Annotated in this window: 23 protein-coding genes and 1 other annotated feature; of the genes, 17 read left to right on the forward strand and 6 right to left on the reverse strand. The window is 41.1% G+C overall.

The window, feature by feature from the left end:
• Positions 1 to 21: 21 nt before the first annotated feature.
• A complete protein-coding gene (locus EL242_RS03870) occupies positions 22 to 1203 on the reverse strand; it encodes an FAD-dependent oxidoreductase (RefSeq protein WP_126301570.1) in 1182 nt (393 codons plus the stop codon).
• A gap of 106 nt (positions 1204 to 1309) precedes the next feature.
• Here EL242_RS03870 and EL242_RS03875 point away from each other — a divergent pair, with 106 nt between their 5' ends.
• The 4 genes from EL242_RS03875 to EL242_RS03890 all read left to right on the forward strand — a co-directional run bounded on the left by EL242_RS03875 (position 1310) and on the right by EL242_RS03890 (position 3910).
• Positions 1310 to 1645, forward strand: a complete 336-nt coding sequence (locus EL242_RS03875) for a hypothetical protein (RefSeq protein ID WP_126301571.1) — start codon at positions 1310 to 1312, stop codon at positions 1643 to 1645.
• A gap of 131 nt (positions 1646 to 1776) precedes the next feature.
• Positions 1777 to 3309, forward strand: a complete 1533-nt coding sequence (locus EL242_RS03880; protein WP_126301572.1) for a YifB family Mg chelatase-like AAA ATPase — start codon at positions 1777 to 1779, stop codon at positions 3307 to 3309.
• A gap of 93 nt (positions 3310 to 3402) precedes the next feature.
• Positions 3403 to 3588, forward strand: coding sequence for a hypothetical protein (locus tag EL242_RS03885; protein ID WP_126301573.1), 186 nt, complete (start codon positions 3403 to 3405; stop codon positions 3586 to 3588).
• Positions 3566 to 3910: a hypothetical protein gene (locus tag EL242_RS03890; RefSeq protein WP_232019690.1), complete on the forward strand. Its 345-nt coding sequence runs from the start codon at positions 3566 to 3568 to the stop codon at positions 3908 to 3910. Before EL242_RS03885 ends, EL242_RS03890 begins: the two co-directional genes overlap by 23 nt.
• On the opposite strand, the gene menH is transcribed toward EL242_RS03890, so the two are convergent.
• From menH to EL242_RS03905, 3 genes are all read right to left on the reverse strand, one after another.
• Positions 3900 to 4667: a 2-succinyl-6-hydroxy-2,4-cyclohexadiene-1-carboxylate synthase gene (gene menH, locus EL242_RS03895; protein WP_126301574.1), complete on the reverse strand. Its 768-nt coding sequence runs from the start codon at positions 4665 to 4667 to the stop codon at positions 3900 to 3902. The genes EL242_RS03890 and menH overlap by 11 nt on opposite strands.
• Before the next feature lie 47 nt (positions 4668 to 4714).
• On the reverse strand, positions 4715 to 6421 hold the full coding sequence (gene menD / locus EL242_RS03900) for a 2-succinyl-5-enolpyruvyl-6-hydroxy-3-cyclohexene-1-carboxylic-acid synthase (RefSeq protein WP_126301575.1): 1707 nt from the start codon (positions 6419 to 6421) through the stop codon (positions 4715 to 4717).
• A gap of 188 nt (positions 6422 to 6609) precedes the next feature.
• Entirely contained in the window at positions 6610 to 6897 is a 288-nt protein-coding gene (locus tag EL242_RS03905) for a YfcZ/YiiS family protein (RefSeq protein ID WP_126301576.1), read from the reverse strand.
• A gap of 119 nt (positions 6898 to 7016) precedes the next feature.
• Between EL242_RS03905 and EL242_RS03910 the strand changes: the two genes are divergently transcribed.
• From EL242_RS03910 to ptrA, 13 genes are all read left to right on the forward strand, one after another.
• Positions 7017 to 7430, forward strand: a complete 414-nt coding sequence (locus EL242_RS03910) for a PACE efflux transporter (RefSeq protein WP_126301577.1) — start codon at positions 7017 to 7019, stop codon at positions 7428 to 7430.
• An 84-nt stretch (positions 7431 to 7514) separates the two neighbouring features.
• Entirely contained in the window at positions 7515 to 8507 is a 993-nt protein-coding gene (locus tag EL242_RS03915) for a substrate-binding domain-containing protein (protein ID WP_126301578.1), read from the forward strand.
• 285 nt (positions 8508 to 8792) lie between these two features.
• Positions 8793 to 9782, forward strand: a complete 990-nt coding sequence (mglB, locus tag EL242_RS03920; protein ID WP_006253404.1) for a galactose/glucose ABC transporter substrate-binding protein MglB — start codon at positions 8793 to 8795, stop codon at positions 9780 to 9782.
• A 71-nt stretch (positions 9783 to 9853) separates the two neighbouring features.
• Positions 9854 to 11353 carry a galactose/methyl galactoside ABC transporter ATP-binding protein MglA gene (gene mglA, locus EL242_RS03925; RefSeq protein ID WP_126301579.1) on the forward strand — a complete coding sequence of 500 codons (1500 nt, stop codon included), beginning with the start codon at positions 9854 to 9856 and terminating at the stop codon, positions 11351 to 11353.
• Positions 11354 to 11366: 13 nt separating this feature from the next.
• On the forward strand, positions 11367 to 12377 hold the full coding sequence (mglC, locus tag EL242_RS03930; protein ID WP_126301580.1) for a galactose/methyl galactoside ABC transporter permease MglC: 1011 nt from the start codon (positions 11367 to 11369) through the stop codon (positions 12375 to 12377).
• 176 nt (positions 12378 to 12553) lie between these two features.
• Positions 12554 to 12699: a sequence feature (His leader region), on the forward strand.
• Between the two features lie 25 nt (positions 12700 to 12724).
• A complete protein-coding gene (locus EL242_RS03935) occupies positions 12725 to 14311 on the forward strand; it encodes an ABC transporter substrate-binding protein (RefSeq protein WP_126301581.1) in 1587 nt (528 codons plus the stop codon).
• 59 nt (positions 14312 to 14370) lie between these two features.
• A complete protein-coding gene (locus tag EL242_RS03940) occupies positions 14371 to 14820 on the forward strand; it encodes a pseudoazurin (RefSeq protein ID WP_126301582.1) in 450 nt (149 codons plus the stop codon).
• 100 nt (positions 14821 to 14920) lie between these two features.
• Positions 14921 to 15442 carry a Tfp pilus assembly protein FimT/FimU gene (locus tag EL242_RS03945; protein ID WP_126301583.1) on the forward strand — a complete coding sequence of 174 codons (522 nt, stop codon included), beginning with the start codon at positions 14921 to 14923 and terminating at the stop codon, positions 15440 to 15442.
• A complete protein-coding gene (locus EL242_RS03950; RefSeq protein WP_232019691.1) occupies positions 15402 to 16100 on the forward strand; it encodes a type II secretion system protein J in 699 nt (232 codons plus the stop codon). The genes EL242_RS03945 and EL242_RS03950 overlap by 41 nt, the downstream gene beginning before the upstream one ends.
• Before the next feature lie 2 nt (positions 16101 to 16102).
• Positions 16103 to 16786 (forward strand): DUF2572 family protein, encoded by a 684-nt coding sequence (locus tag EL242_RS03955; RefSeq protein ID WP_126301584.1) that lies wholly within the window; start codon positions 16103 to 16105, stop codon positions 16784 to 16786.
• Positions 16779 to 17072 (forward strand): DUF5374 domain-containing protein, encoded by a 294-nt coding sequence (locus EL242_RS03960; RefSeq protein WP_126301585.1) that lies wholly within the window; start codon positions 16779 to 16781, stop codon positions 17070 to 17072. Before EL242_RS03955 ends, EL242_RS03960 begins: the two co-directional genes overlap by 8 nt.
• A gap of 48 nt (positions 17073 to 17120) precedes the next feature.
• Entirely contained in the window at positions 17121 to 20426 is a 3306-nt protein-coding gene (gene recC, locus EL242_RS03965; protein ID WP_126301586.1) for an exodeoxyribonuclease V subunit gamma, read from the forward strand.
• A gap of 138 nt (positions 20427 to 20564) precedes the next feature.
• Positions 20565 to 23510: a pitrilysin gene (gene ptrA, locus EL242_RS03970; protein WP_126301587.1), complete on the forward strand. Its 2946-nt coding sequence runs from the start codon at positions 20565 to 20567 to the stop codon at positions 23508 to 23510.
• Between the two features lie 54 nt (positions 23511 to 23564).
• Here the strand turns inward: ptrA and EL242_RS03975 are convergent, their stop codons facing one another.
• Positions 23565 to 25208, reverse strand: a complete 1644-nt coding sequence (locus EL242_RS03975; protein ID WP_126301588.1) for an ABC transporter substrate-binding protein — start codon at positions 25206 to 25208, stop codon at positions 23565 to 23567.
• Positions 25209 to 25383: 175 nt separating this feature from the next.
• Positions 25384 to 26145 (reverse strand): biotin--[acetyl-CoA-carboxylase] ligase, encoded by a 762-nt coding sequence (locus EL242_RS03980; RefSeq protein ID WP_126301589.1) that lies wholly within the window; start codon positions 26143 to 26145, stop codon positions 25384 to 25386.
• Between the last annotated feature and the right edge of the window lie 6 nt (positions 26146 to 26151).

The following is a 26151-nucleotide window of genomic DNA, read 5'->3' on the forward strand; positions in this document are numbered from 1 at the left end:
AGCCTGAGAAGGCTCTCTTTTTTATATCCCAATCGCATATTTCAAAGCTTGCTTTTTGATTGGTGACACTTTATCTGCCAAAACTAAACCGATATTGCGGGCTATTTTGAGCGGTAATAAATCAGTCTTAAACGCTTTATAAAAAACGTCCATTCCTGTTTGCATCAGTAAATTATCCGGTTTGCGTTTTTGCTCATAACGCTTAAGCATCTGCTCACTTGCAAAATTTTCGCCTTTTTTGACCGCTTGTTCAAACACTTCCAGCAAGGTTTTTACATCTTTAAAGCCTAAATTTACACCTTGTCCGGCAAGCGGATTAATGGTGTGAGCCGCATCGCCGACTAATACCACCCCGTTTTGCACATAGTGCTGAGCGTGCTGGCGGGTTAGCGGGAAAGCCCCTGAAGCCTGCACCTGAATGTTGCCTAATTCTGCGTTGAGCCGGCTTGGGAAATGTTGTTCAATCGCAACACTCAGTTTTTCTGTTGAAAGCGTTTTTAGCTCGGCAATTTTTTGGGGCGAATCGTACCAAACAACGCAGCCGTGATTTCCGGAAAGCGGTAAAAAGGCTCGAGGGCCGGTTGGATAGAATTGTTGCCAAGTGCCGCTTGGAGCAGGTTTTTCGGTGGTAACGGTGGCGAGTAAACAGTGTTGGCGATATTGCCAAGCAGTTAAACCAATGCCAGCCCATTGGCGAACCTGCGAATTTGCACCGTCTGCGGCAATCAGCAGTGGGGCAGCAAAGGTGTTGCCATCAACCGTCACTTCCCAATGTTCGCCGGCTTTACTTGCAAAAATTTGCTCAAATCCGACCGCTTGTAGGCAGTTTGGATATTGCTTTAATTGCTCCCATAACGCAATTTGAAGGACGTTGTTTTCGACCATATCGCCGAGCTTTTCCAAACCCAAATCATCCGCCGAAAAAAGAGTGTTGAAGCCATCAATTTCCCAGGTTTCGAGCTGGGTATAAGGGGTGCTTCGCATTGCAACAATTTGCTCCCACACGCCCAATTTTTCTAACAGTTGAATCGAGCCCATACTAATGGCGGAAATTCGCAAATCGTAGTCTGAATCAGGATTAAAGGTCGGTAGCGGGTTTTTCTCCAACAAGGCTAAACGCAGTCCTTGTTTTGCTAAGCCTAGAGCTGTTGCTGCCCCGATCATACCGCCACCGATGACAATCATATCTAATTCAGTTTTCATTTTTTCTTCCTTTTCTGTTAGGCAAAATACCGCTGAAACGCCTTGAATTGTAGTGCATTTCAGATTAGGATAAAACCGATTTATTCGTTTCGTTAAGGAGCATTTTATGTCTTGCAAAACTCACGCAAACCACGATCATCAGCACGGCGAAGGCTGTGGTCATACCGCGATTAAACATAACAACCACATCGACTATTTACACGATGGGCATTTACACCACAAACACGGCGATCACTATGACGAACACGTTTTAGAAGTAAATGAAACCAACCCGGCAGAATGTAATGTCGCTCATTGCTGCGGCGACCACGTTCATGGTGAGGGTTGCGGACACGAAGCTGTGCCGCACGGCGATCATATCGACTACATCGTGAATGGGCGTTTGCACCACCAACACGGCGACCACTGCGATGACCACGGGCCAGTTGAAATTGTGAAATAAGATTTTTGATGGGAGGTTTTAGCCTCCCATTATTATTTTTGCGATCTCGCTCGAAAAATTGAACATTCCTGCTACCCCTCTTCCGATTTTCCTTTTATGCTCTCGGCATTGATTTCTAACACCGAAATGTAATGACTTTAGCGATTGTTTACAGCCGAGCCTCCATTGGCGTTGAAGCCCCGTTGGTGACAATTGAAGTGCATATTAGCAACGGACAACCAAAATTAACCATTGTCGGCTTGCCCGAAGCTACCGTAAAAGAAGCGGGTGATCGTGTGCGGAGTGCGTTGCTGAACGCCAATTTTATCTATCCGCCACAGCGGATCACGATTAACCTTGCCCCCGCAGATTTACCCAAAGAGGGTGGACGTTTTGATTTGCCGATTGCGATAGGCATTCTGGCAGCCTCAGGGCAAATTGATTCTGATTTATTAACGCAGTTTGAGTTTTTGGGCGAGCTGGCACTGACAGGGCATTTGCGAGGGGTGCACGGCACGATTCCGGCGGTAATTTCTGCCGATAAAGCAAAACGGCAGATGATCTTAGCCAAGCAAAATGCGAATGAGGCATCGCTGGTTTCCAATGCAACCACCTACTTTGCTGGCTCGTTGTTGGACGTTGTAAATATGCTCAACAAACGGGATAAGCTGCCGATTTGTCAGCACATTTCGCAAAATTCTGCTGAAATTCGACCGCTTGTCAGCCGAGATCTTACTGATATTATCGGGCAACAACACGCCAAGCGAGCTTTGATGATTGCCGCTGCCGGGCAGCATAATTTGCTATTTCTCGGTCCACCGGGAACCGGTAAAACGATGTTGGCAAGCCGACTGGCGGATTTGCTACCGGAAATGACCGATGAAGAGGCGATTGAAACCGCCTCGGTGACCAGCCTTGTGCAAAATGAATTGAATTTTCAGAACTGGAAACAACGCCCGTTTCGTTCACCTCATCACAGTGCGTCAATGGTGGCATTGGTGGGAGGAGGTTCGATCCCCAAACCGGGGGAAATTTCGCTTGCCCATAACGGTGTGCTGTTCTTAGATGAATTACCCGAATTTGAACGTAAAGTGCTTGACGCGTTACGCCAGCCATTGGAGGCAGGCGAAATTGTAATTTCCCGAGCCAATGCTAAAGTGCAATTTCCGGCACGCTTTCAATTAATTGCTGCAATGAACCCAAGCCCGACAGGGCATTATCAAGGCACGCATAACCGCACTTCGCCCCAACAGGTAATGCGGTATTTAAACCGCCTTTCCGGGCCTTTCTTAGACCGTTTCGATCTCTCTATCGAAGTGCCGCTTTTGCCACAAGGGGCATTACAAAGTGGGACAGAAAATCGAGGAGAGACCACCGAGCAGGTTCGCAAGCGGGTGTTTTTAGCCAGAAAAATGCAATTTGAGCGAGCAGGTAAAATCAATTCGCAACTCACCACCCGAGAAATTGATCGAGATTGCCAGTTATCAACACAAGATTCCCTGTTCTTAGAAACTGCATTGACAAAGCTGGGTTTATCAGTACGAGCCTACCACCGTATTTTGAAAGTTTCTCGCACCATTGCCGATTTAGCCGGTGAGGCGAACATTCAACAACTGCATTTAGCGGAGGCGCTTGGTTATCGGGCGATGGATCGCTTGTTGCAACGGTTGCAGGGGGAGGGGTAGTTTTGAGAAACGTTAAACATATTATTCTTGCTTTTTTAAACAAACTTACTAGAATCCTTTCTGCTTATCTATTTTTTAGACAAAGAGGCTAAAATGAAACTTACCAAACAACAAGAGCAGTTTTTATTAGCTGAATTTGAAAATGGAATAAAAGAAGAACAATTTGTTGAGCTGACGATTGAACAAGTTCAACAATTGAGAATTGAAAAAAGAGCCGAGTTTATAAAAAACAAGAAAATTATAGATGAGGTTTTTTATGATGAAATGGCTTACTCGTAAAGACTCAAAATTAGCAGATTTTATGGCTTTATTATCTGATGAGGCTTTATTTTTCTTTGAAAAGTCATTGGATAAATTCCAAATTGTCACTTCACCCTTTTCTATTCAAATTAATAGTTACGTCTCAATTCAATGTATAGTGGCAAATAATGCTGCCTATATTTTATCCTTTAATTATGGGCAGTATTCAAATATCAATACAGGAAGAACAACAAAAGAAATTGATTTTATTAGAATGCTAGAAAATAAATATTTGGATTCTAATACTTTGATTCAGCTTTCTCCTAAAAATAAGATTAAGCTACTTAGTCTCAAATATTAAATACATACAATCTCAATTTCTCCACAAAATCTTTAGCATTAGCCCGATGAGCGTTATGCCCTGCATTAGCAATCAGCTCTGTTGGTAGTTGGTAGCTTGCTGCCATTTGTCGAAATTTCTGATCCTTTTCACCGATAAAAAAGACAATATTTTTATCTGTCAGTTTGAGTTTTTCAGCGTAGTTAGGCTGTTTGGCAAGGCTGGTGGCTTCTAACATTGCGGCGATCTGCTCGACTTGGTTATGCCTGCGGCTTGCGATGTAATGTTGTCGCTCTGTGGAAGTTAAATCTGCAAAAACAGGCTGTTTGTACCAATCTTTAAGTACTTGTTCGATAGGTTCTTGACGGAAACGGTTTGCCCAAAGGCGGTCATTTTGCCAGCGAATCTGTCGGTCGTTTTCTGAGCTTAAGCCGATATTTGCTCCTTCTAACACCACACCTTGCAGATTTGGATTATCCATATTTAGCACATAATCCAATGCCGCTCGTCCACCGAGTGAGTAGCCGACTAAATAGAAAGGCTGTGAGCCGATTAAGCTTTCAAAGGTGGAGTGTAGTTGTTGTCGCAGGTCGGTAAAATCGGCACAGGTGATGTTTTTACTATTTCCGTGAAAAGGAAGGTCGATGGTAAGCGGTCGAATTTGCGGAAAATTTTGCAAATGTTGGAGAACAGCTTGCCAGTCTTGTTGTGAGCCGAGTAGCCCGTGTAAGAAAACAACAGGTGTGCCTTGTTGAGTGTGCCATTGATAGGAAAGCATAGTCGATACATTTTACCCCTCGCAGGGTTGGCGAGGGGCTGTTGTGATTAGGCAATTTCCGCCTGTGAAATTTGTTTTAGCAATGATTTATACATATTGCTGCCATCGTGCTCGTTCACTTTGATTTCCACAATGGTTACGCCTTTGCGTGCGTAGGCGTGTTTGAGTTTGGTTTTTAAATCAGCCCAAGTAAACGGACGGATATATTCCAGCCCAAACATTGTCGCCACTTGTGCAAATTCAAAGTTATGTGCCAAGCGGTAATATTGGTCTTTCGCTTTGCTTTCAACCGGTAACATATCAAAAATTGCCCCACCGCTGTTATTCACCACAAATAAAATGGTCGGCTGGTTAATTTTGGTGAGCAATGCAATCGAGTTGAGATCGTGTAAGGCGGAAATATCGCCCACTACACCGACAGTTGGGCGGTCGCTACCTTTGGCAATCCCTGCCATTGTGGCGATTAAGCCATCAATGCCACTTGCACCACGGTTGGTATAAACAGGGTAGCCTTCCGGCAGTTTGCACAGAGCATCAACCAAACGAACAAATAAGCTATTGCCGATAAATAAGTTACCATTAATCGCTAAAACATCTTGAATGTTGTGTGCAAGTGAGGCTTCACTTAAGCTGCCACCCACTTGTTGCTCTATGAAAGTGGAGCAGAATTGCGATAATGCCAATGGCTCAAGCAACCACGGTTTTTGGCGAAGTGGTGGGTGTACCCGCAAAAAGTGATGTGCTTTGGCAATAAAACGGGTTTGATGATAAGCGTTTGGATTATGGTAATCGTGCGATTGTTCCACCACCCAATATTCCCCTTGGAATGCTTTTAAAAATTCATTCACCCGTTTGCTAACAATTTGCGTGCCGAATTGAATCACGATATCCGCTTGCAATAAACGCTGTTTGACAGTCTCGTTGGAGAGCCAAATATCGGCATACGGCAAGCTGGCTTCAATGCAAGATTGCACATCACTTAGCAAGCACCAACCCATGGTTTCCGCCCAAGTTTTTAAGCCAGTGCCTTGTTCCGGTGGCAGTTTGCCGACCACAATCACCCCACGCTTGGTTCGCCAGTAATCCCAATTTTCGTGCATTGAGACTTCGCTTTGAATCGCTTGTTGGTCTATCCATTTGGTTTGAGCGTTATTCAACCAGCCTTGGATTGGGCGTAACCAAGATGTATTCAGAATTTCATTGATGTCTGCTTCATAAAGCGGCTCTTCAAAAGGCACGTTGATATGCAATACACCGCCTTGTTGGGCTTGGGTGGTGCAGGCTTGTTCAATGGTTGAAACCAGCCAGCTTGCGTGATAAGCCTCGTTTGCCTTCGGTAAATTCACGTTGGCAACCGGATAATTGGCAAAAATGCCTTGCTGATGAATGGCTTGGTTTACCCCGCAACCGATTAATTCGGTTGGGCGGTCGGCAGAAAGAATAATCAGTTTTTGGTGGCTAAGGCTTGCTTCGATCACCGCAGGATAAAGGTTCGCTACTGCTGTGCCGGAAGTGACAATAATAGCAACCGGGCTGTCGGTTGCTTTAGCAATCCCTAATGCATAAAAACCTAAACCACGCTCATCAAAATGAGTGTGGCACTCCGCATATTGCGTTTGTTGAAGTTGCACTGCCTCTAATGTGAGCGGTGTTGAGCGAGAACCCGGAGCAATACAAAAATGTTTTACGCCATAACGCATTAATGCACTTAAAATCACTTTTGCCCAAGTGCGATTAAAAGAACTGGTATTCATATTCTTCTCTACTGATTGATAAATTCGATAAATGGTTAGGATTGTAGCAAAAAGTGAAATTATTGTGGGAAGTTTTAGCGCAAAATTAACGATTTTTGCAAATTATTAGGCAAAAATGACCGCTTGTAAATGAAAAAGCAGCTTGAATGAGATCAAACTGCTTGGGATAGATTAAACGTTTAAATTAATTAGAAACGTGTTCCTAATTGAAAAATAACCACTTCTGCTTGGCAGCTAAATTTGAAGTGAGCAACCAGTTCAAAACCGCTTTCAATCGGGGTGATTTCACTGCTGATTTCACAGGGTTCAGATTCGACATCACGGGCTTTTTGAATCAATTTTTCAAGTGCTGATTTAGCTTCATTTTCGCTTTCATAAGTGCGTTGAATAGTGGCGACTGTTTCGCTGTTATCTAAAATAGACCCTACATCAAATGTGTTACAGCCCTCGCATTCAATCGGTTTATCGTTTTTCATTGGCTAATCCTTCTAAATTGATGAATAATGTGGGTACTTTAAAACTAAATTGCGTAACCTGCAATCATCAGTGAACGATTATTTGATTTAGTTGGTATTTTGCAAAGTTTGGAGGAAAAATGACCGCTTGGGAGCGTGTGTTTCATGCGCTGTTATTTGAATGTTTCGCTATTATTTTTACAGTTATCTTAACTTCTTGGCTGACTTCTCATCGTATGCTTGATTTAACTGCCTTGATTGTAATGATTTCAATCATTGCAATGGTGTGGAATGTCATTTTTAACTGGGGTTTTGATAAGGTGTTTACCGGTGAGCGAGTGCAACGTGGTTTAGGCATTCGCATTTTGCATTCATTACTTTTTGAGGGCGGTTTGCTGGTTTTTACTATCCCGCTGGTGATGTATATGCTCGATATTGGCTGGTGGCAGGCATTTGTGATGGATATTGGAATGACTTTATTTGTGTTGGTTTATTCGGTGATTTTTAATTGGGTGTACGATCATTTACGCCTGAGATGGGTTAAATCTGGCTAAATTGTGAACTAGATCACGGTTTCCTCACACAAAATTCGCTATGCTTTAACTGGTTCATATTTGACATAGTAAGAGGGAAATTCTATGAAACGTACAATCTTGAGTGCTTTTGCACTTTCTGTTATTTGCGGTGCGAATCTAAGTTATGCACAATCTGAAAGCAGAGTGGGAGTAACGATTTACAAATATGATGACCATTTTATGACCCAAATGCGTAAGGATATGCAAAACGAGGCGAAAGGCTTCGCTGGGTTGAAGTGGTTTATGAATGATGCACAAAATTCCCAAGTGAAACAATTAGCGCAAATTGAAACCTTACTTCAGCATAAAATGCGTGTGTTGGCGGTGAATATTGTGAATGCAAATGAGTCGAAAACTATTGTGGAAAAAGCGAAGGCTTATAATGTGCCGATTGTCTTTTTTAACCGCACACCGAGTAAACAAGCGTTAGAAAGTTACGAAAAGGCGTACTTTGTGAGCGCTGATCCTAAAGAGGCCGGTAGAATCCAAGGAGAATTAATTGCGAAAGCGTGGAAATCAAACCCAGATTTCGATCTAAATAAAGACGGGAAATTGCAATTTGTATTGCTTAAGGGCGAGCCGAGTGATGTGAGCGCTGAGCGTTCTCAAGCTGTGGTTGAATCGCTTAATCAACAAGGTGTTCAGGCAGAAGAAATTTACAGTGACACGGCGAGATGGCGTAGAACATTGGCTCGCAATAAAATGAATGAGTGGCTGGTGGCAAACCGTGCAGCTGAGATTGAAGTTGTGATTTCAAACAATGATGAAATGGCTATTGGTGCTTTAGATGCGTTAAATGCACACGAGAAAAGATTGCCGATCTTTGGTATTGATGCCTTACCTGAGACGTTAGCATTAATGAAAAAAGGGGAAATAGCCGGCACGGTATTAAATGATAGCTCGGCACAAGCGAAAGCGGTGGTGAAGTTGGTGTCTAATTTGGCACAAGGTAAGCCAGCACTGAAAGATACGCAGTGGGAAAATCATTCCTCTAAAACGATTTATCTTCCACATATTGGTATCGATAAAGAAAATTTAGGGCAATTTTTACCCTGATTTTCTCTTAAATGGAGGAGTGGGGCGTGGCAAATACGCCCCTTATTGATGATAGCAAGCGGTTATTTTTAGGTAAAATTTTGCAAATCCTTTCTCTTTTCTTCCAACAGATTTGAATAGAGCGAATATTCAAATTTTATACTTCAAATTAAAAATTTCTCCACTTTGTCTTAATTCTGTGAGAATGATCACGGATTGTTTTTTCAAAATTAGTTATGCTGTGCACCAAGTTGCTTATGGTAAGCAATTCATTTCCCGATAAACACATAAAAGAGGTGATCTCCTATGAAGAAAGCAGTATTAAGTGCAGTGGCAATGGCAGTCGCATTAGGTGCAACGATCAGTACAGCTCAAGCTGAAAACCGTATTGGTGTAACAATTTATAAATATGACGATAACTTTATGGCATTAATGCGTAAAGAAATCGAAAAAGAGGGTAAAACACAAAAAGTCGAGTTATTAATGAATGACTCGCAAAATACGCAATCCATTCAAAACGACCAAGTTGATGTATTACTTTCTAAAGGGGTTAAAGCATTAGCAATTAACTTGGTGGACCCATCAGCTTATAAAACAATTATTCAAAAAGCGAAAAGTGAAGATGTGCCTGTGGTGTTCTTCAATAAAGACCCGGGTGCAGCTGCGATTGATAGCTATCCGAAAGCTTATTATGTAGGTACTGAGCCGAAAGAGTCAGGCATTATTCAAGGTGAGTTAATTGCAAAACAGTGGAAAGCCCACCCTGAATTAGACTTGAATAAAGACGGTAAAATCCAATTTGCCTTATTAAAAGGTGAGCCGGGTCACCCTGATGCGGAAGCACGTACTAAATATGTGGTAGAAAGCTTAAAAGCACAAGGTATCGACAGTGAGCAAATCTTTATGGACGCAGCATTATGGGATGCCGCTCAAGCGAAAGATAAAGTGGATGCTTGGTTATCAAGTGGTAAAGCGAAAGACATCGAAGTAATTATTTCTAACAATGACGGTATGGCGTTAGGCGCATTAGAAGCAACCAAAGCTCACGGTAGAAAATTACCAATCTTCGGTGTAGATGCATTGCCAGAAGCACTTCAATTAATCAAAAAAGGTGAATTAGCCGGTACGGTATTAAATGATGGTGTAAACCAAGGTAAAGCGGTTGTTCAGCTTTCTGCTAACTTAGCAGACGGTAAAGATGCAGTTGCTGGTACACAATGGAAATTGGAAAACCGTGTGGTGCGTATTCCTTACGTTGGTGTCGATAAAGACAACTTATCTGAATTTTTAAAATAATTCATGCTTTTAGCACGGGTGATGGATACCCGTGCTTTTTTTCGATTTTTCGATGTAATCAGGGGTGAGATATGACAGGTGAAGTTTTACTCACAATGACAAATGTTAGCAAGTCATTTCCCGGGGTAAAAGCCTTAGATAATGCTAACTTAACGGTGAAATCCCATAGTGTTCACGCCTTAATGGGAGAGAATGGAGCAGGTAAATCAACGTTACTGAAATGCTTATTTGGGATTTATGCTAAAGATGAGGGAGATATTCTCTTTCTTGGCAAGCCGGTGAATTTTAAGACCTCAAAAGAGGCGTTAGAAAATGGGATCTCAATGGTTCACCAAGAGTTGAACCTAGTAAAACAAGTGACGGTAATGGATAACTTATGGTTAGGTCGTTACCCACTAAAAGGGCCTTTTGTAGATCACGATAAAATGTATCGTGATACTAAGGCGATTTTTGATGAATTAGATATTGATGTTGATCCTCGGGATAAAGTAGCCAAATTATCGGTTTCACAAATGCAGATGATCGAGATTGCAAAAGCTTTCTCTTACAATGCTAAAATTGTGATTATGGACGAACCAACTTCGTCACTTTCAGAAAAAGAAGTCGAGCATTTATTTAAAATTATCCAAAAACTGAAAGACAGAGGCTGTGGCATTATCTATATTTCACACAAAATGGACGAAATTTTTAAAATTTGTGATGAAATTACCATTTTGCGTGACGGTAAATGGGTAAACACCGTTGCGATTAAAGATACCTCAATGGATCAAGTGGTTTCAATGATGGTTGGGCGTGAATTAACCCAACGTTTCCCAGAGAAAACCAATACGCCAAAAGAAACTGTACTTGAAGTTGAACATTTAACTGCGAAAAATCAGCCTTCTATTCAAGATGTTAGTTTTAGTTTGCGTAAAGGTGAAATCTTGGGGATTGCTGGCTTGGTCGGGGCGAAACGAACAGATATTGTAGAAACGATTTTCGGTGTACGTGATAAAGCTAGTGGCTCTATTAAATTGCATGGTAAAGAGGTTAATAACCGCAATGCGTTTGATGCCATTAATAATGGCTTTGCGTTAGTGACGGAAGAGCGCCGTTCAACGGGTATTTATGCAAACTTGAGTATTGAGTTTAACTCACTGATTTCAAATATGAAGTCTTACCTAGGGAAATTTGGTTTGCTAAGCAATAAAAAAATGAAAAGTGATACCCAATGGGTGATTGATGCGATGAATGTAAAAACGCCATCGCACCAAACCCATATCGGCTCACTCTCCGGCGGTAACCAACAAAAAGTGATTATCGGACGTTGGCTTTTAACTCAGCCTGAAATCTTGATGCTTGATGAGCCGACCCGCGGTATTGATATTGGGGCAAAATTTGAAATTTATCAGCTGATTTTAGAGTTAGCGAATAAAGACAAAGGAATCATTATGATTTCATCGGAAATGCCTGAATTACTTGGGGTAACAGACCGAATTTTGGTAATGAGCAACGGAAGAGTCGCAGGTATTGTCGAAACCGCTCACACCTCGCAAGAAGAAATCTTGCAACTCGCAGCAAAATACTTATAACAAGGAGTGAATTATGTCTGCCTTACAACAAAATAAAACGCTCGATTTTTTTAAACAAAATGCGATTTACTTTGTACTTTTGATTTTATTAATTGTGATTATTGTGCAAGACCCGAGTTTCTTGAGCTTGCGTAACTTCAGTAATATTTTATCGCAATCTTCAGTTCGCCTTATTATTGCACTCGGCGTAGCGGGGTTAATCGTTACACAGGGAACTGACTTATCTGCCGGTCGTCAGGTAGGTCTTGCGGCGGTCATTTCGGCAACCTTGTTGCAATCAATGGAAAATATGAACAAGGTGTTCCCGAACCTCTCGGAAATTCCGATTCCGGTAGTGGTACTTACTGTCTGTGTAATTGGCGGATTAATCGGCTTATTTAACGGTATTGTAGTTGCTTATCTTAACGTAACACCTTTTATTGCCACAATGGGGACGATGATCATTGTTTATGGTATCAACTCACTTTACTATGATGCGGTGGGTTCATCGCCAATTGCCGGTTTTAGTGATGATTTCTCAACCTTTGCACAAGGTTTTTTCCGATTTGGAGAATTTAAATTATCCTATATTACGATTTATGCGGTAGTTGCGACCATTATTATGTGGACACTGTGGAACAAAACTCGTTTTGGTAAAAATGTGTTTGCTATTGGTGGAAACCCGGAAGCAGCACGTGTTTCAGGGGTGAATGTGCCACTTAACTTAATGTTCATCTATATGCTTTCAGGTATCTTCTATGCTTTTGGCGGTATGTTAGAGGCAGGACGTATCGGAAGTGCGACTAACAACTTGGGCTTTATGTATGAAATGGACGCAATCGCTGCTTGTGTGGTAGGTGGGGTATCCTTTGCCGGTGGTGTGGGTACTATCATCGGTGTAGTAACAGGGGTGTTAATCTTCACCGTTATCAACTACGGCTTAACCTATATTGGCGTAAACCCTTACTGGCAATATATTATTAAAGGTGGAATCATCATCTTAGCGGTAGCGATTGACTCCCTTAAATATGCGAAGAAAAAATAGCCTATTGCTTGGAAACCTAGGAGCAAATCGCCATTTGCTCCTAGGTACGATACAAGCGGTTAAAAATGTTGAATTTTTTACAAAATTTTAAAGAAAACGTTTGCAATTGATTTTTAAAAAGCGTAAATTCCTAAACATTCAATTTTGGAGAATATTATGAGCTATTGCGTTAAACATCATCACTACCATTTGACCGATTAATCTTTCGGGCATTTGGCGTGTTCGGAAGATATCTTCCGAAAACCTGAAATGGCAAACGCAATCCAAAATCGCAAACCCAATTCTAACCCTTTCGGAAGGCAACTTTTGAAAGGGTTTTTTATTGCTTAACATTTAAGGATATGACAATGAACAAGCTGACACAACTTGCACTTATTTCTTTAGCATTTACAGGTTCTGCTTTCGCAGCACCTAAATCTTTTACTTACTGTTTGGAATCATCTCCGGCAGCATTGAATCCTCAGATTGCAACAGATGGAGCTACTCTTGATGTCGGGCAAGCAATCTATAATCGCCTGATTGATTTTGAAAAAGGTACAACTAACCTCACTCCTTCTCTGGCAGAGCGATGGGAAATCAGTGAAGACGGAAAAATTTATACTTTTTTCTTGCGTCAGAATGTGCAGTTCCACAGTAATAAAAGTTTTACCCCTAGTCGTTATTTTAATGCCGATGATGTTATTTTTTCGATTAACCGTCAGTTTGATAAGACGAATCCATATCACAAATTGTCCGGTGGTAACTATGAGTTTTTCTACGGAATGAATATGCAAAACATCATCAAAAATGTAACAAAAGTAGATGATTACACGGTAAAAATCGAATTATCTGAACCGAATGCCCCCTTTCTTGCTAATTTAGCTATGGATTTTATGGCGATCTTTTCTGCGGAATATGCAAATAAAATGCAAATAGCGGGTACGCCGGAAAAATTAGATTTAGAACCTATAGGCACAGGTGCATTCCAGTTCTATGGTTACCAAAAGGACGCTGCGGTAAGATTTACAGCATTTGAACACTATTGGGAAGGAAAAGCGAAGATAGATCGCCTTGTATTTAGTATTACGCCCGATGCCTCAGTACGTTTAGCTAAATTGGAGAAGAACGAATGCCAAGCGATGCCTTATCCGAACCCGTCAGATTTGCCTGCTTTAAAAGCGAATAAAGATATTCAATTATTTGAAAAGTCAGGCCTAAATATCGGTTATATTACTTTTAATACTCGTAAGCCCCCTTTTGATAACCCTAAAGTTCGCCAAGCATTGAATTATGCGGTGAATAAAACTGAAATTTTAACTTCCGTTTACCAAGGCTATGCAACGCCAGCTAAAAACCCAATGCCTTCTACGATCTGGGGATATAACAACGAAGTAGCCGGTTATGAATTTAATCCGGAAAAGGCGAAGAGCTTGCTTAAAGAGGCCGGATTAGAAAATGGTTTTGAAACAGAAATTTGGGCAATGCCTGTTTCTCGCCCTTACAATCCAAATGCCCGTAGAATGGCTGAAATGATCCAAGAGGATTGGAAAGCAATAGGGGTAGAGGCAAAGATAGTGAGCTATGAATGGGGAGAATATCTTAAACGAATGGGAAACGGCGAGCACGCTACCGGAATGATTGGTTGGACAGGAGATAACGGCGATCCGGATAATTTCCTCAATGCCCTGCTCAGTTGTAATGCGGTGGAACAAGGCTCAAACTATGCAGGGTTTTGTAATCCAGAGTTTGACCGTTTAATTAATGAGGCTGCGACTATCAGTGATCAAAACAAGCGGTCAGATTTATATAAAAAAGCGCAATTCATCTTCAATGAGCAAGTACCTTGGTTACCGATTGCACATTCAACGGTGTATTTTCCGGTAAGGAAAGAAGTAAAAGGCTATGTTGTCAGCCCGTTTATTGCTCATAATTTTTATGGTGTTGAGCTGGAATAACCTAAGGTATAATGAATTGAACTCATTTTGTGCCTCATAAATTTAGGAGCAATAAATATATGTTAGCGAAACTTAAGTGGAATCAATTAGCTTGTGTAACATTGGCATTTTGTTCAGCCTCAGTATTTTCAGCCCATCACGAAATCAAAATGTTAGATAACAATGCGGAAGGATCAATGGTATTTGAGCCAGGTTATGTAAAAGCAGAGGTGGGCGATACGGTAACTTTTATTCCATCTCATAAAGGGCATTGGGTTGAAAGCCGCTCGATTCCGGAAGGGGCGGAGAAGTTCTTATCTAAAGAAGATGAGGAATTTACTATTACCCTTACTCACGAAGGTGTTTATGTTTACTACTGCCCTCCACACCGAACAATGAATATGGCTGGCATTATTCAGGTAGGAAAAGCACTCAATCTTGAGGTTGCACAAAAAGAAGTGGAAGAAATTGAAAAACGCACGAAAGAAAATAAAGGACGTTTATTTGAATATTTAGAGCAAGTTAAGTAGAAGTGATTTAATTTTGCGATCTGCATCGAAAAATCAATATTTGATGGTTTACAAATGATGCTTAAATTTTAAGATACCCTCTATCAATGAGGGTATTTTTATGTATAAAGCCATCACATTAATTGAAATATTAACCACCATCACGATTATGGTGATTGTAATGCATTTCGTCTCGCCGGTTATTTTTACACTGCAAGATAGAATTGCACTCAATAGTGAAATTGAAAATATTCAATCTTTTATTCATCAAATCCAAACCAAAGCACGTTATACCAAGCGTAATTATACGTTAACCCTTTCTCAGCAGAATAATCAATGGTGTATGATTGCGATAATTAAGCCAATCAATACCACTAAGCAGGTTATTTGTGATTGTTTAAATAAACATTTCTGTGATTTAGGAAAAGAATATCATCTTTATACACCGACTCATCAACAGATTGTATTAAAAAATAAAAGTTTATATCCGAAATCCTTTATTAATATTGATGGAGTAAGTGGTCAATTAGAGTCTAAATGTATTAATCTCAGTTTAAATAAAGAAAATGAAATTTTGCAATTTGAGCAATTAGGACGTGTTTATGTGGCAGCAAAAAATAAACGCAGTACCTGCAAAGATTAGTTTATCTGCTTTTAGCCTAATTGAAGTATTAATGGCTAGTGCATTAGGGGCGTTCTTATTATTGCTTGTTGCCTCAAGTTATGCTGATTTTTATTACACCCAAACCAAACAAAAAGAACAGCTCTACTTGCAAGCAGAAGCTCACCAGTTACTGAATTACTTTCAACAGCATTTTCAACATATTGGCTATCAAGGCTCTCACAGAACAGACAGTAATTTTGATTTATTTCAGCACGCAGGGAAAAGCCTGAATATTTTGCATAAAAACTGCATTATTGGATTTTACGATCTAAACCAAGACGGTTGTTTGGGAAAACGTAGGACAAAAACGACCGCTTGTAAGTTAGGAACAGTGAATAATACTAGAGAGGTGTTAAAAGAAATTGTAGGCTTTAAACTAGAAAATAATGAAATCTATACTTTTTCATCACAATTAGATAATTGTGTGAAAGAACAATGTCAAACATTATTGGAAAATTGCGATGGGAATTGGAGTAAATTTACCGAAGTAAATAATTTTAAAACCAAAAAACTGGATTTTAGCTGGAAGCAGGAAGATAACTTATTAAAAATTGAGTTAGAAATAGAATCAGCTAAACAAAAAGGATTGATTTATACGGCAGTACGTTATGTTTTTATCTTAAATAATGCGAGGTAAAAGTGAATAAATATAAAAATGCCAGTGCATTATTGGTTTCATTACTACTGATTTCTACAATTTTATCGGTTTTATTTTTAAGTAAAGAAAAATGGCTTGAACAACAAAATATTACCCATTTTTATAGTGAGAAATATCTTGCGGATCAATATGCTTTTTTAACGTTATATCCACAAGATAAAACTAAAATATGCCAAAAATTTCAAAAAGAGCAGATCAGCCAAGCGGATTTATCCGATAAGCAATTTAAGTTTTTACAGTATCAATTTGCCTGCCAATTCCATAGTTTATTTAAAGATAAAAAACCGACTAAGGAGAAATATATTCACTTTACCCGTTTGGCGGATTATTTGGATTTATCAAATGTGCCAAACCAAGAGATTTATACGATTCATTCTTTGGCTGAATTGCCGAGTAGCAGTGAACGTGAGCCTAAAATTGTGCTTGCTAAAAACGCAATTAATGAAAACTTACCGCAAGATTTTTACGGCATCGTGATAACTGACTATCTGTTTGATATTACAGGCAAAAAAATGTACGGCACGCTTTATTCCTCTTATGATAATGCCCGAGAGGAGCGAAATTTAACCTTTAAAAAAGAGGTACTGGCAGAGCTTGAGGCGAGGTATTCCACTTGGCGATATTTGCCGCATTCCGAACATCTGATGGGGGCAGTTGATGATTAAATATAAAGCAGAAACGACTTTATCGCTTTTGGTTGGCATCACGCTATTTGCGATTGTGATATTGAGTTTCAGCTATTGGCAATCGGCACAAAACCGAAGGTTAAACCAGCATTTCCAACAGCAACAAGCAGTCATTATTTTAGAAAATCAGCTTGCCCTAAAATTAGCCGGGTTAGATTGTGAGCCAAGCATTACCCAGAATCAGATTCGGTATCAGATTCAATGCACTGGCAATCGCTTAAGCATTCGTTTCCCGTTAGGCAAAATTGAGCTGAATAATGATTGAATCGTCCCTCGCTTTGGAGGACAATAATTCGATTAGCGAGGCGTTATTATGTTTACACTTTACCAATCCAACCAAATTTCATCACTGGCGGAGATGCTGGTGAAAATCCAGCAGGTAAATCCACTTGAAGATCCGTTTGAGCCGGAAACCATTTTGATTCAAAGTCAGGGGATGGCACAGTGGCTACAAATGCAGATTGCTGAATTAAACGGTGTGATGGGGAATTGTGATTTTCTCTACCCCACTACCTTTTTATGGCAGCAGTATCGGCTGTTGTTCCCGGAGCTGCCGAAAGAGAATATTTTTGAGCGTAGTTCGTTGGTTTGGCGGATTATGCGGTTATTGCCGAGTTGCTTGACACTATCGGAGTTTGCTCCGTTAAAGCGTTATTTAGGTGAGCAACCTAATAAAGAGCAGTATCAGCTTAAGCTCTATCAACTTTCTGCCAAAATTGCCGAATTGTTCGACCAATATTTGGTGTATCGCCCGCATTGGCTGGTGAGCTGGGAAGAGGACGACTTACAAGCGGTCGAAAATGAGATAAAAATTGCAACTGCCGCCAAGCCAATTGATTTTGATTTAATTCGAGCCGATATGAAATGGCAAAGCCATTTATGGCAGCAGATTGTATCTGATCTGCAATCGGAATCTGATGAGCAGGTTTTTACTACCTCCCACCGTGCTTATTTGCAACAAAATTACTTTGCCAAGTTAGATTCACTGACCGATGTAGAAAAAGCCAAATTGCCAAAACGCATTTTCATTTTTGGCATTTCGTCCTTCTCGCCATTACAGTTAGCGGTGTTTAAGAAACTCAGCGAGCATTGCGATATCCACCTGTTCTTTTTCAACCCAAGCGAAAAATATTGGGGCGACAGTGTGGAAGAAAAAGTGTGGCAAAAATTGGCATTAAGCCACAAGATTTCGCAAGATGATCTGGATAACTTATTGGCAGAGCAAAGCAATAAACTGCTGAATCTTTGGGGCAAACAAGGGCGAGATTTCTTAGCTCAATTAATCGAATTTGAGCCGAATACCATTGATGTCTTTGTCGAACTTGAGGAAAACAGCAACCTTAATAAACTCAAAAAACAGATTTTCAGCTTAGAAAATTACGCCACTATTACCGATTTAACCGCCGATAATTCGCTCCAAATTCATTCGTGCCACAGCCCGATGCGAGAAGTGGAAGTGTTGCATAACCAGCTACTGAACTTGTTTGAGCGAGATAGCACCTTGCTGCCGAAAGATATTATCGTGATGTCGCCGGATATTAATAGATACGCACCTTATATTGATGCGGTGTTCTCTCGCTACTATACCGGTAATCAGACGGGCAATCGGGATCCACGCTATATTCCTTTTTCATTATCCGATCAGGCATTCACGCAGGTTGATCCGATTATCTACAGTTTCCTACAACTACTGGTAATGAAAGAAAGCCCGTTTAATGCCGAAGATCTGTTTGATTTACTGGAAGTCAATGCGATTCAAACCCGTTTTGGCTTTAGTCAAGAAGATATTCATACCCTGCGGGTTTGGGCGAGAAGTGCCGGGGTACGTTCCGGTGTGGAAATTGAGCAACCTCACTGGCAAAACTACAATTCGTGGGAAAACGGACTAAACCGTTTATTGCTTGGCTCCAGTCTGAAAGAAGAGCAGGGAATTTGGGAAAACACCCTTGCCTTTGGGGATAGCTATGGCTTAAATGCCGAATTGGTAGGGCGACTTGCCTCTTTCATTGAAGCTTTATTAACGTGGGTGAAGTTTATCCAAATGCCACAGCCCTTAGCAAATTGGTATCAGGCAATAAAAAATTTGATTGCAGATCTGTACCAAGAAAATGCTGAAAATGCCGCATCAATTTTATTGTTGAATAATGTGAATGATCAGATTATCGAGCAAATTTCTGCCACCCATTTTTCAGACGATCTGCAAATTGAGATTTTAGCCTTATTGTTTGAGCAACAACTCAGCCAACATTCGCAACAACTTAATTTCTTAGTCGGGCGGGTGAATTTTGCCACCCTTCTGCCAATGCGAGCGATTCCATTCAAGGTAGTCTGCTTACTAGGTATGAATGAGGCAGATTTCCCTCGCCAACAACAAATCAATAGCTTTGATTTAATGCAGTACGCCCCGCAAAAGGGCGACCGTGCCAAACGTGATGATGATCGCTATTTGTTCTTAGAGGCTCTACTTTCTGCTCAGCAAGTGTTTTACATCAGCTATGTTGGGCAGTCACAAAAAGACGGCAAAGAGATGCTACCGTCGATTTTGGTTTCTCAACTGCTAGATACAATGAATGAAGCTTTAACGCCTGAATTGAAGCAACAATTAGGCGGTGAAGTGGAGAAAGCTTTGGTCAGAAAGCAACCGCTGACCGTGTTTAGCAAAAAGAATTTTACTCACCCACGAGATCACGCTTACAACGCAGAGTGGATTATCAAGCCAACCTCTGTGGTACAAGATTTTCTCAGCGAGCCTTTAATCAATGAAGGTGTGGCTTCGCTAGAACTCGATGAGTTAATTTCCTTTGTGCAGAATCCGATTAGGTTTTTCTTTGTGAAGGTGTTGGGGATTTCGTTTAACACTTATGACGATACCATTGATGAAAGCGAAATTTTTGAAATGTCGGGGCTGGATAATTACCGGATCTTAAATGAATTATTAACGGTAAATGCAGAACAACAGCAACGCTTTTTTGCCGAAGAGCAACTCAAAGGCAATTTACCTGCCTCCCATTTTGCTCAAATCGCCACACAAGATTTGATCGGCAAAATTACCGAAATGCAAACGGCGTTAAGCCACTATTTAGCAAGCGAAAGCCGTATTTTGAGTGTTAATCAGGGGCTTGAGTTGGAACGCCAAACCCTCACCCTAAACGGCAATATTGCCAACCTATATCAGAATGAAGTGGTGCTATGGCGAGTAGGGCATTTACGAGATAAAGACAAGATTCAGACTTGGATCTACCATTTATTATTGTGTGCCTATTTCCCTGACAAAACGGTGAAATTCTATTACCGAGAGGGTGAAAAAGTTGGCGTGTTGAGCTTTGAAGCGGTTTCGCAGGCGGAAGCATTATCGCAATTAAGCATTTATTTGAATGCTTATGTGGACGGATTATCGCAAGCCCAGCTGGTAGTGTATAACCAAATTGAGGAGTATCTTAAGGGAGATGGTTCAAACAGCGAGCAATTTCTCTCAAGCATTGCGGAGAAAGATGAGCGAGACGGCAGTTACCTCAATCGGATTCTTGCTCAAACTAAAGAGCTGGATTCTCAAGCCATTTACCAACGTACTCAAAGCTGGTTTAGCTTAATGAATCAGAAAATAGCGAAAAACGATTAACTGCAAGCGGTCGTTTTTGGCTAAAAATTTACAAAATGATGAAAGGCGAATAATGATTCGCCTTACCTATAAAAATAGAATTTTCCCCGTATTTTACTGTCAATTTATTACTACAATGTTAATTTCAAAAGGAGATGTATGAAATTATCTTTTCTTACCCAATTCGTTGCGGCGGCTTTTGCTATTAATGTGATGACCTACCCTGCATTGGCAGAAGTTGCAAGAAACGCAGAAAAAACGACCGCTAGTCAACCTCAATCCCAACTCGGTTTTGAGCTGATTAAACAGAGCATCAACAAAAGCCCGAATGATAAAGCGATTTATCAAGGCATCAAACTGGATAACGGAATGGAAGTGCTACTGATTTCTGACAGCCAAGCGAATAAATCGCTGATGTCTGCCATTATCCCGATTGGCTCAATGGACGACCCGATTTCTCAGCAAGGGTTGGCTCACTACCTTGAACATATGATTTTAATGGGGTCGAAAAACTATCCGGAAACTAACAGTTTAGATGGTTTTTTAACCAAAAATGGCGGTATGAATAATGCCTCAACCGCTTCTCACCGCACTGCTTATTATCTGCAAGTTAATAATGAAGCCTTTAGCGAAGCGGTCACACGGCTAGCAGATACGCTAGCATTCCCGTTATTGTTGGAAACCAACGCCAAGAAAGAGGTAAATGCGGTCAATGCGGAGATGGTACGAGCTAAATCGCACGATGGGCATTTATTGCACAGCGTGAATTTAGCCACCGCAAATCCGGCTCATCCCGCTACCAAATTTGCGGTAGGCAATAAAGAGACGTTATCTGACAAGCCGGATAGCAAATTACAAACCGAGTTAGAGCAATTTTATAAACAGCATTATTCTGCGAATCTGTTTAAGGTGGTGCTTTATTCCAATCAGTCGATTGAGCAGATGGCAAAATTGGCAGCCAGCACTTTAGGCAAAATGGAAAATAAACATTTCAGCATACCGCAAACCGCTGAGCCACGTTATCGTGATGAAGATAAATCGGTATTTATTCAATATAAACCGGTGAAATCGACCAAAATGTTAGTGATTGGCTTTGATTTTCCGAATGACGAAATGCAGTTCAAGCACAAAACCGGCGAATATATTGCTTATATGCTGAACAATAACACCGATGGTACATTGTCGGATTACTTAATTAAGCAGGGGTTATCTGACGGTGGTATTGAGGCAGTGAGCAGTGCCAATATCGGGCGTGAGCGTGGCTCGTTTGATATTTACATTGAGCTAACCGATAAAGGCTTGAGTGAGCAAGATAAAATTATTTCACTGGTTTTCCAGCAAATTGAGAAGATCAAACAAGAAGGTATTGCAGAGAGCTATTTTAGTGAAGTTAAAGAGAGCCTGAAGCAAGACTTCCAACATCTGCAAGTAGAAAAAAATATGGATTTTGTGGAATTTATTGCCGACCAGATGCTCTATTTTCCACTAGAACACGTTATCGATCAGCCTTATTTGACCGAAGCGATGGATAATGAAGCCATTAAAGCAAAATTGGCGGCGATGAATATTGATAATGCCCGTATTATGCTGGTGAGTGATACTGCCAAAACCGACAAGAAAACCCCTTATTTTGAAGCAGGCTATTCGGTGGCAAAAATCACCGCAGAGCAAAAACAAAAATGGTTGGATTTCAGTCAAAATCCACAGCTCAACTTGCCTGAATTAAACCCATATTTCACCACCGATTTTACGCTAAACAAGGTCGAGACCGGCTTAACTAAACCGAAATTGATTAACGACCAAGCGGGCAATTTAATTTATGCCATGCCGAGTGTGCATTTTGCGAATGAACCGAAGGCTAAAATTAGCGTTGGTTTTAATATTCGCCCGAGAAAAGATGACTTAAAGAGCCTGACCGCAGCGTCTATTTTGGGTTATATGAACAATTTGGCTCAAACCAAGCTGGATTTTCAGTCTTCGGTGGCGGGTATGAATTTAAGTTTAGCCCCGGCGGCAAACGGTTTAGCCTTAAGTGCAGAGGGGTACACCCAACATCTGGCGAAATTAATGCTAGACAGCGTGAAACAGTTCAGCCGCTTTGAGCTTAACGAGAACGTATTGGCACAGGCGAAACAGCGTTTGCACCAAGAGCTGGATCGCAATGAAAAAGAAAACAGCCTTAATCAGGCTAATGCTGTATTAAGCCGTTTTGCTTCTTACCCTTATTTTGATGTGCCGAAACAGCGGGCGATGATTGATAGCATTACCCTTGCGGATATCGATCAGCTACGCCAGCGAATTTTACAAGAGAGCAGCAGCTTTAAGCTGTTATCGGTGGGGAATTTGTCGGCAGAGCAGGTTTCTGCTCTGGCGGAGGATTTACAAGCGGTCATAAAAAACCAAAAATCTGCAAATGCTACCGGACAGTATGTAGATGTGAGCACCAGTAAGCGTAAGATTAATGTGGTTAAAAACGTGCCGAATGAAGATAATGCGTTGCTAATGGCATTTATGCCGAACGGTTATAGTGAGTTGGAAAGTTTTACTCGTGCCAAGTTGCTCAGAAGTATTATTTCTCGCTGGTATTTTGATGATTTACGCACTGATAAACAACTAGGCTATGTGGTTTATGCTACCGACAATGTCATCGGCAAAACTGCCGGCATTCAGTTTATGGTGCAAAGCCCGAACACAACACCGGCAGGCATTTTAGAGCATAACGAACGTTTCTTTAAACAAGCCTTAGCACGTTTACAAAACTTATCAGAAGAGGAGTTTGCAAAATACCGTGATAGCTTGGTGGAAAAACTACAATATAAACCGGAGTCTTTGGCTGAAGAGTTTTCCGAGTTCGGTTCAGACTTTAGCAGAAATAACCCGAAATTTGACCGCTTGCAACAGGTGATTGAATTAACCAAAGGGCTCACCAAAGCAGATATTGTGGCATTTTACCAAAAAGCCGTGATCGAAAAGCAAGGCTTTGTGTTTGTCAGCCAAGCTATCGGCACCAAAACCAAAGCGGAAGAGGTAGCGAAATTCGATGGTTTTGAGCAGATCGAAAGCATTGAAAATCTACAACGAGAGTTTGAGATTAAGGATTATTAGAGATGTGCAGGGGCGAAAAATTTTCGCCCCTGATTTTTAATTTACAATGATTTTTTAATCTACAATTTTCACCGGATATAAGTAAGTATATCCAAACGGGCTTTGTTTATAACCTTGCACTCGTTTGCTGGTTGGCGCAAAGTTTACCGAGTGAGCCACGTTAATCCACGGTGCTTGGTCTCTTAAGATAACCTGTGCTTGCTCGTATAACTTGGTACGCTCTGCTTTATCTGATGAAGATAATGCTTTTTCTAATAAGGCATCTAACTCAGGGTTAGTAAAGCGCGCGTAGTTACTGTTACCGATATTATCAGAACCAAATAATGGTGATAAGAAGTTGTCCGGGTCGCCGTTATCTCCAGACCAACCGTAAGTTCCGGCAGTTAATTCACCTGCTTTGGTGCGTTTAATGTAATCGCCCCATTCATAAGTGACTAAATTGGCTTTTACCCCGATTTTTGCCCAATCCGCTTGAATAATTTCAGACATACGGCGTGGGTTCGGGTTAGAAGCACGAACCACCGGCTGTACCCATAAGTCAGTTTCAAAACCGTTCGGGTAACCTGCCTCAGCTAATAGCTGTTTCGCTTTCTCAATGTTATGCTCAGAGTCCGGCAAGCTGTTGTTGTATCCCCAAATCGTTGGTGGAAGTGGGTTTTTCGCTGCAAAACCATTACCTTGATATACCACATCAATAATCACCTTTTTATCTACCGCTAAGTTTAGTGCTTGACGCACTTTTGGATTATCAAAAGGTGCTTTTTCCGTATTAAATGCCACATACGCAATGTTTAAGCCCGGTTGCGAAAGTAAATTGATCTTCGGATCATTTTTCATTTTCTCGATGTCGGTCGCATTCGGGAAGTCCATTAAATCACATTGACCGGATTGTAATTTAGCATAGCGGGTCGTTGCATCTGGCACGATCTCGAAAATTAAGCGGTCGATGTCCGGCTTGCCTTTCCAATACTCTTTGTTTGCTACATAACGGCTGGCTTGATCCAACACATAACCGCTAAATACAAACGGGCCTGTGCCGATTGGCGTGGTATCTACCGCTTCAGGTGTACCGGCTTTCATCATTTTATCTGCATATTCAGCCGAATAAATTGAAGTAAAATCCATACCAAGGCTAGATAAGAATGAGGCATCACGTTTGGTTAGAGTAATACGAACGGTATTGTCGTCCACTTTTTCCACTGATTTCAATAAAGTCGGGAATTTCATCGCATTAAAATACGGGTAGCTCCCTTTTGAAACAGTGTGGTAAGGGTGGTTTTTGTCTAACTGACGATTAAATGAAAACACGACATCGTCTGCATTAAATTCACGGCTTGGGGTGAAATCTTTGTTTGAATGGAATTTCACGCCTTTGCGTAATTTGAAGGTGTAAGTTAAGCCATCTTCGCTGATTTCCCAGCTTTCTGCCAATGCCGGTTCAATGTCGGTTGTTCCCGGTGCAAATTCCACCAAGCGGTTATAAATTTGTTGCGAACTAGCGTTATAAGATAATCCGTCCATCATTAAAATCGGGCTAAAGCCGGTTGGTGAACGGCTAACGCAGTTTACAAAGGTTTTCTCGGCTTGCGGTTTTGCCGCTGTTGTAGCTTTATTTTCATTGCTTTTATCATCACAAGCCGCTAAAGCTAATACCGCTAACACGCTTGCACTGATTTTAGTTAAAGTTGGAAATTTCATATTATTCTCCGCTTAATCTTAGGATTAACTTACGAAGATTACCTTTTCCACAATGAGGAGTAAAGAACAAAAAGCATTTTGTTATAACGAAATGATATAAAAAGAGAGATGACAAGCGGTTATTTTTGGCAAGTAATTTGCAAAAAAACAATAAAATCCGACCGCTTGTAGAGGGCTAATCCGCCCTTAGTGAAATTTCACCGATGCCGAAATAGCGGAGGTCATCGCCCTGTTTTAGAATAAGTTCGCCCTTCTCGTTAATGCCTTGCGAAATGCCGTGGATTTCTTCGGCTTCGGTAATGAGCTTAACCGCTTTGTGGCGGAAAAGATCGAAACTTTGCCAGCGTTCGGCATAATGAGCGAAGCCGACAAGCGGGTAAATTTTGAGATTTTTTTGCAATTCATAGGCTAAACGGCAAACCAATTCATTGCGGTCGAAATTATATTGCGATAAATCTGCCCACGCTTGCGTCACAATATTTTCATCCACTTTTGCCATTCCTAAGTTTAGCCCAATGCCGATAACTACATCTAAACCATTGCGATTGGCTTGGGTTTCCAATAAAATGCCCCCCATTTTTTTGCCTTGGTAATAAATGTCATTCGGCCATTTAATTTGAATATCTTTCACCTTTTGAGCGGTAAGGCTTTCGGCAATAATGAGTGCAACCACTAAACTTAGGGGCGGTAGATCTGCCGCCTGCTCCATGGGGTAATGCCATAAAATCGAGAAATAGAGATTTTCACTCTCGGGCGAATACCAAGTTCGACCGCGTCTGCCACGCCCAGCGGTTTGTTTTTCGGCGAGGCAAACCGTGCCGTTTTCCAAACTGTGGTGATGCGTGAGCAAATATTCATTGGTTGAATCAATTTCATCGAACACAACGGCTTGCCCGCAAATTAACGCATTTTGGATTTGAGCTTGGTTAAGTTTCATTATTTC

The organism is Mannheimia haemolytica (genome assembly GCA_900638155.1).
Taxonomy (GTDB): domain Bacteria; phylum Pseudomonadota; class Gammaproteobacteria; order Enterobacterales; family Pasteurellaceae; genus Mannheimia; species Mannheimia glucosida.

What these genes read in the sequence shown, in the direction of transcription:
- EL242_RS03935 (WP_126301581.1), top strand. Translation starts at nt 12,725, where the DNA reads ATGAACAAGCTGACACAACTTGCACTTATTTCTTTAGCATTTACAGGT.
- mglB (WP_006253404.1), top strand. Translation starts at nt 8,793, where the DNA reads ATGAAGAAAGCAGTATTAAGTGCAGTGGCAATGGCAGTCGCATTAGGT.
- EL242_RS03945 (WP_126301583.1), top strand. Translation starts at nt 14,921, where the DNA reads ATGTATAAAGCCATCACATTAATTGAAATATTAACCACCATCACGATT.
- EL242_RS03880 (WP_126301572.1), top strand. Translation starts at nt 1,777, where the DNA reads ATGACTTTAGCGATTGTTTACAGCCGAGCCTCCATTGGCGTTGAAGCC.
- menD (WP_126301575.1), bottom strand. Translation starts at nt 6,421, where the DNA reads ATGAATACCAGTTCTTTTAATCGCACTTGGGCAAAAGTGATTTTAAGT.
- EL242_RS03940 (WP_126301582.1), top strand. Translation starts at nt 14,371, where the DNA reads ATGTTAGCGAAACTTAAGTGGAATCAATTAGCTTGTGTAACATTGGCA.
- mglA (WP_126301579.1), top strand. Translation starts at nt 9,854, where the DNA reads ATGACAGGTGAAGTTTTACTCACAATGACAAATGTTAGCAAGTCATTT.
- EL242_RS03890 (WP_232019690.1), top strand. Translation starts at nt 3,566, where the DNA reads ATGATGAAATGGCTTACTCGTAAAGACTCAAAATTAGCAGATTTTATG.
- EL242_RS03915 (WP_126301578.1), top strand. Translation starts at nt 7,515, where the DNA reads ATGAAACGTACAATCTTGAGTGCTTTTGCACTTTCTGTTATTTGCGGT.
- EL242_RS03885 (WP_126301573.1), top strand. Translation starts at nt 3,403, where the DNA reads ATGAAACTTACCAAACAACAAGAGCAGTTTTTATTAGCTGAATTTGAA.
- EL242_RS03950 (WP_232019691.1), top strand. Translation starts at nt 15,402, where the DNA reads ATGTGGCAGCAAAAAATAAACGCAGTACCTGCAAAGATTAGTTTATCT.
- recC (WP_126301586.1), top strand. Translation starts at nt 17,121, where the DNA reads ATGTTTACACTTTACCAATCCAACCAAATTTCATCACTGGCGGAGATG.
- EL242_RS03905 (WP_126301576.1), bottom strand. Translation starts at nt 6,897, where the DNA reads ATGAAAAACGATAAACCGATTGAATGCGAGGGCTGTAACACATTTGAT.
- EL242_RS03980 (WP_126301589.1), bottom strand. Translation starts at nt 26,145, where the DNA reads ATGAAACTTAACCAAGCTCAAATCCAAAATGCGTTAATTTGCGGGCAA.
- EL242_RS03870 (WP_126301570.1), bottom strand. Translation starts at nt 1,203, where the DNA reads ATGAAAACTGAATTAGATATGATTGTCATCGGTGGCGGTATGATCGGG.
- EL242_RS03960 (WP_126301585.1), top strand. Translation starts at nt 16,779, where the DNA reads ATGATTAAATATAAAGCAGAAACGACTTTATCGCTTTTGGTTGGCATC.
- EL242_RS03910 (WP_126301577.1), top strand. Translation starts at nt 7,017, where the DNA reads ATGACCGCTTGGGAGCGTGTGTTTCATGCGCTGTTATTTGAATGTTTC.
- ptrA (WP_126301587.1), top strand. Translation starts at nt 20,565, where the DNA reads ATGAAATTATCTTTTCTTACCCAATTCGTTGCGGCGGCTTTTGCTATT.
- EL242_RS03975 (WP_126301588.1), bottom strand. Translation starts at nt 25,208, where the DNA reads ATGAAATTTCCAACTTTAACTAAAATCAGTGCAAGCGTGTTAGCGGTA.
- mglC (WP_126301580.1), top strand. Translation starts at nt 11,367, where the DNA reads ATGTCTGCCTTACAACAAAATAAAACGCTCGATTTTTTTAAACAAAAT.
- EL242_RS03875 (WP_126301571.1), top strand. Translation starts at nt 1,310, where the DNA reads ATGTCTTGCAAAACTCACGCAAACCACGATCATCAGCACGGCGAAGGC.
- menH (WP_126301574.1), bottom strand. Translation starts at nt 4,667, where the DNA reads ATGCTTTCCTATCAATGGCACACTCAACAAGGCACACCTGTTGTTTTC.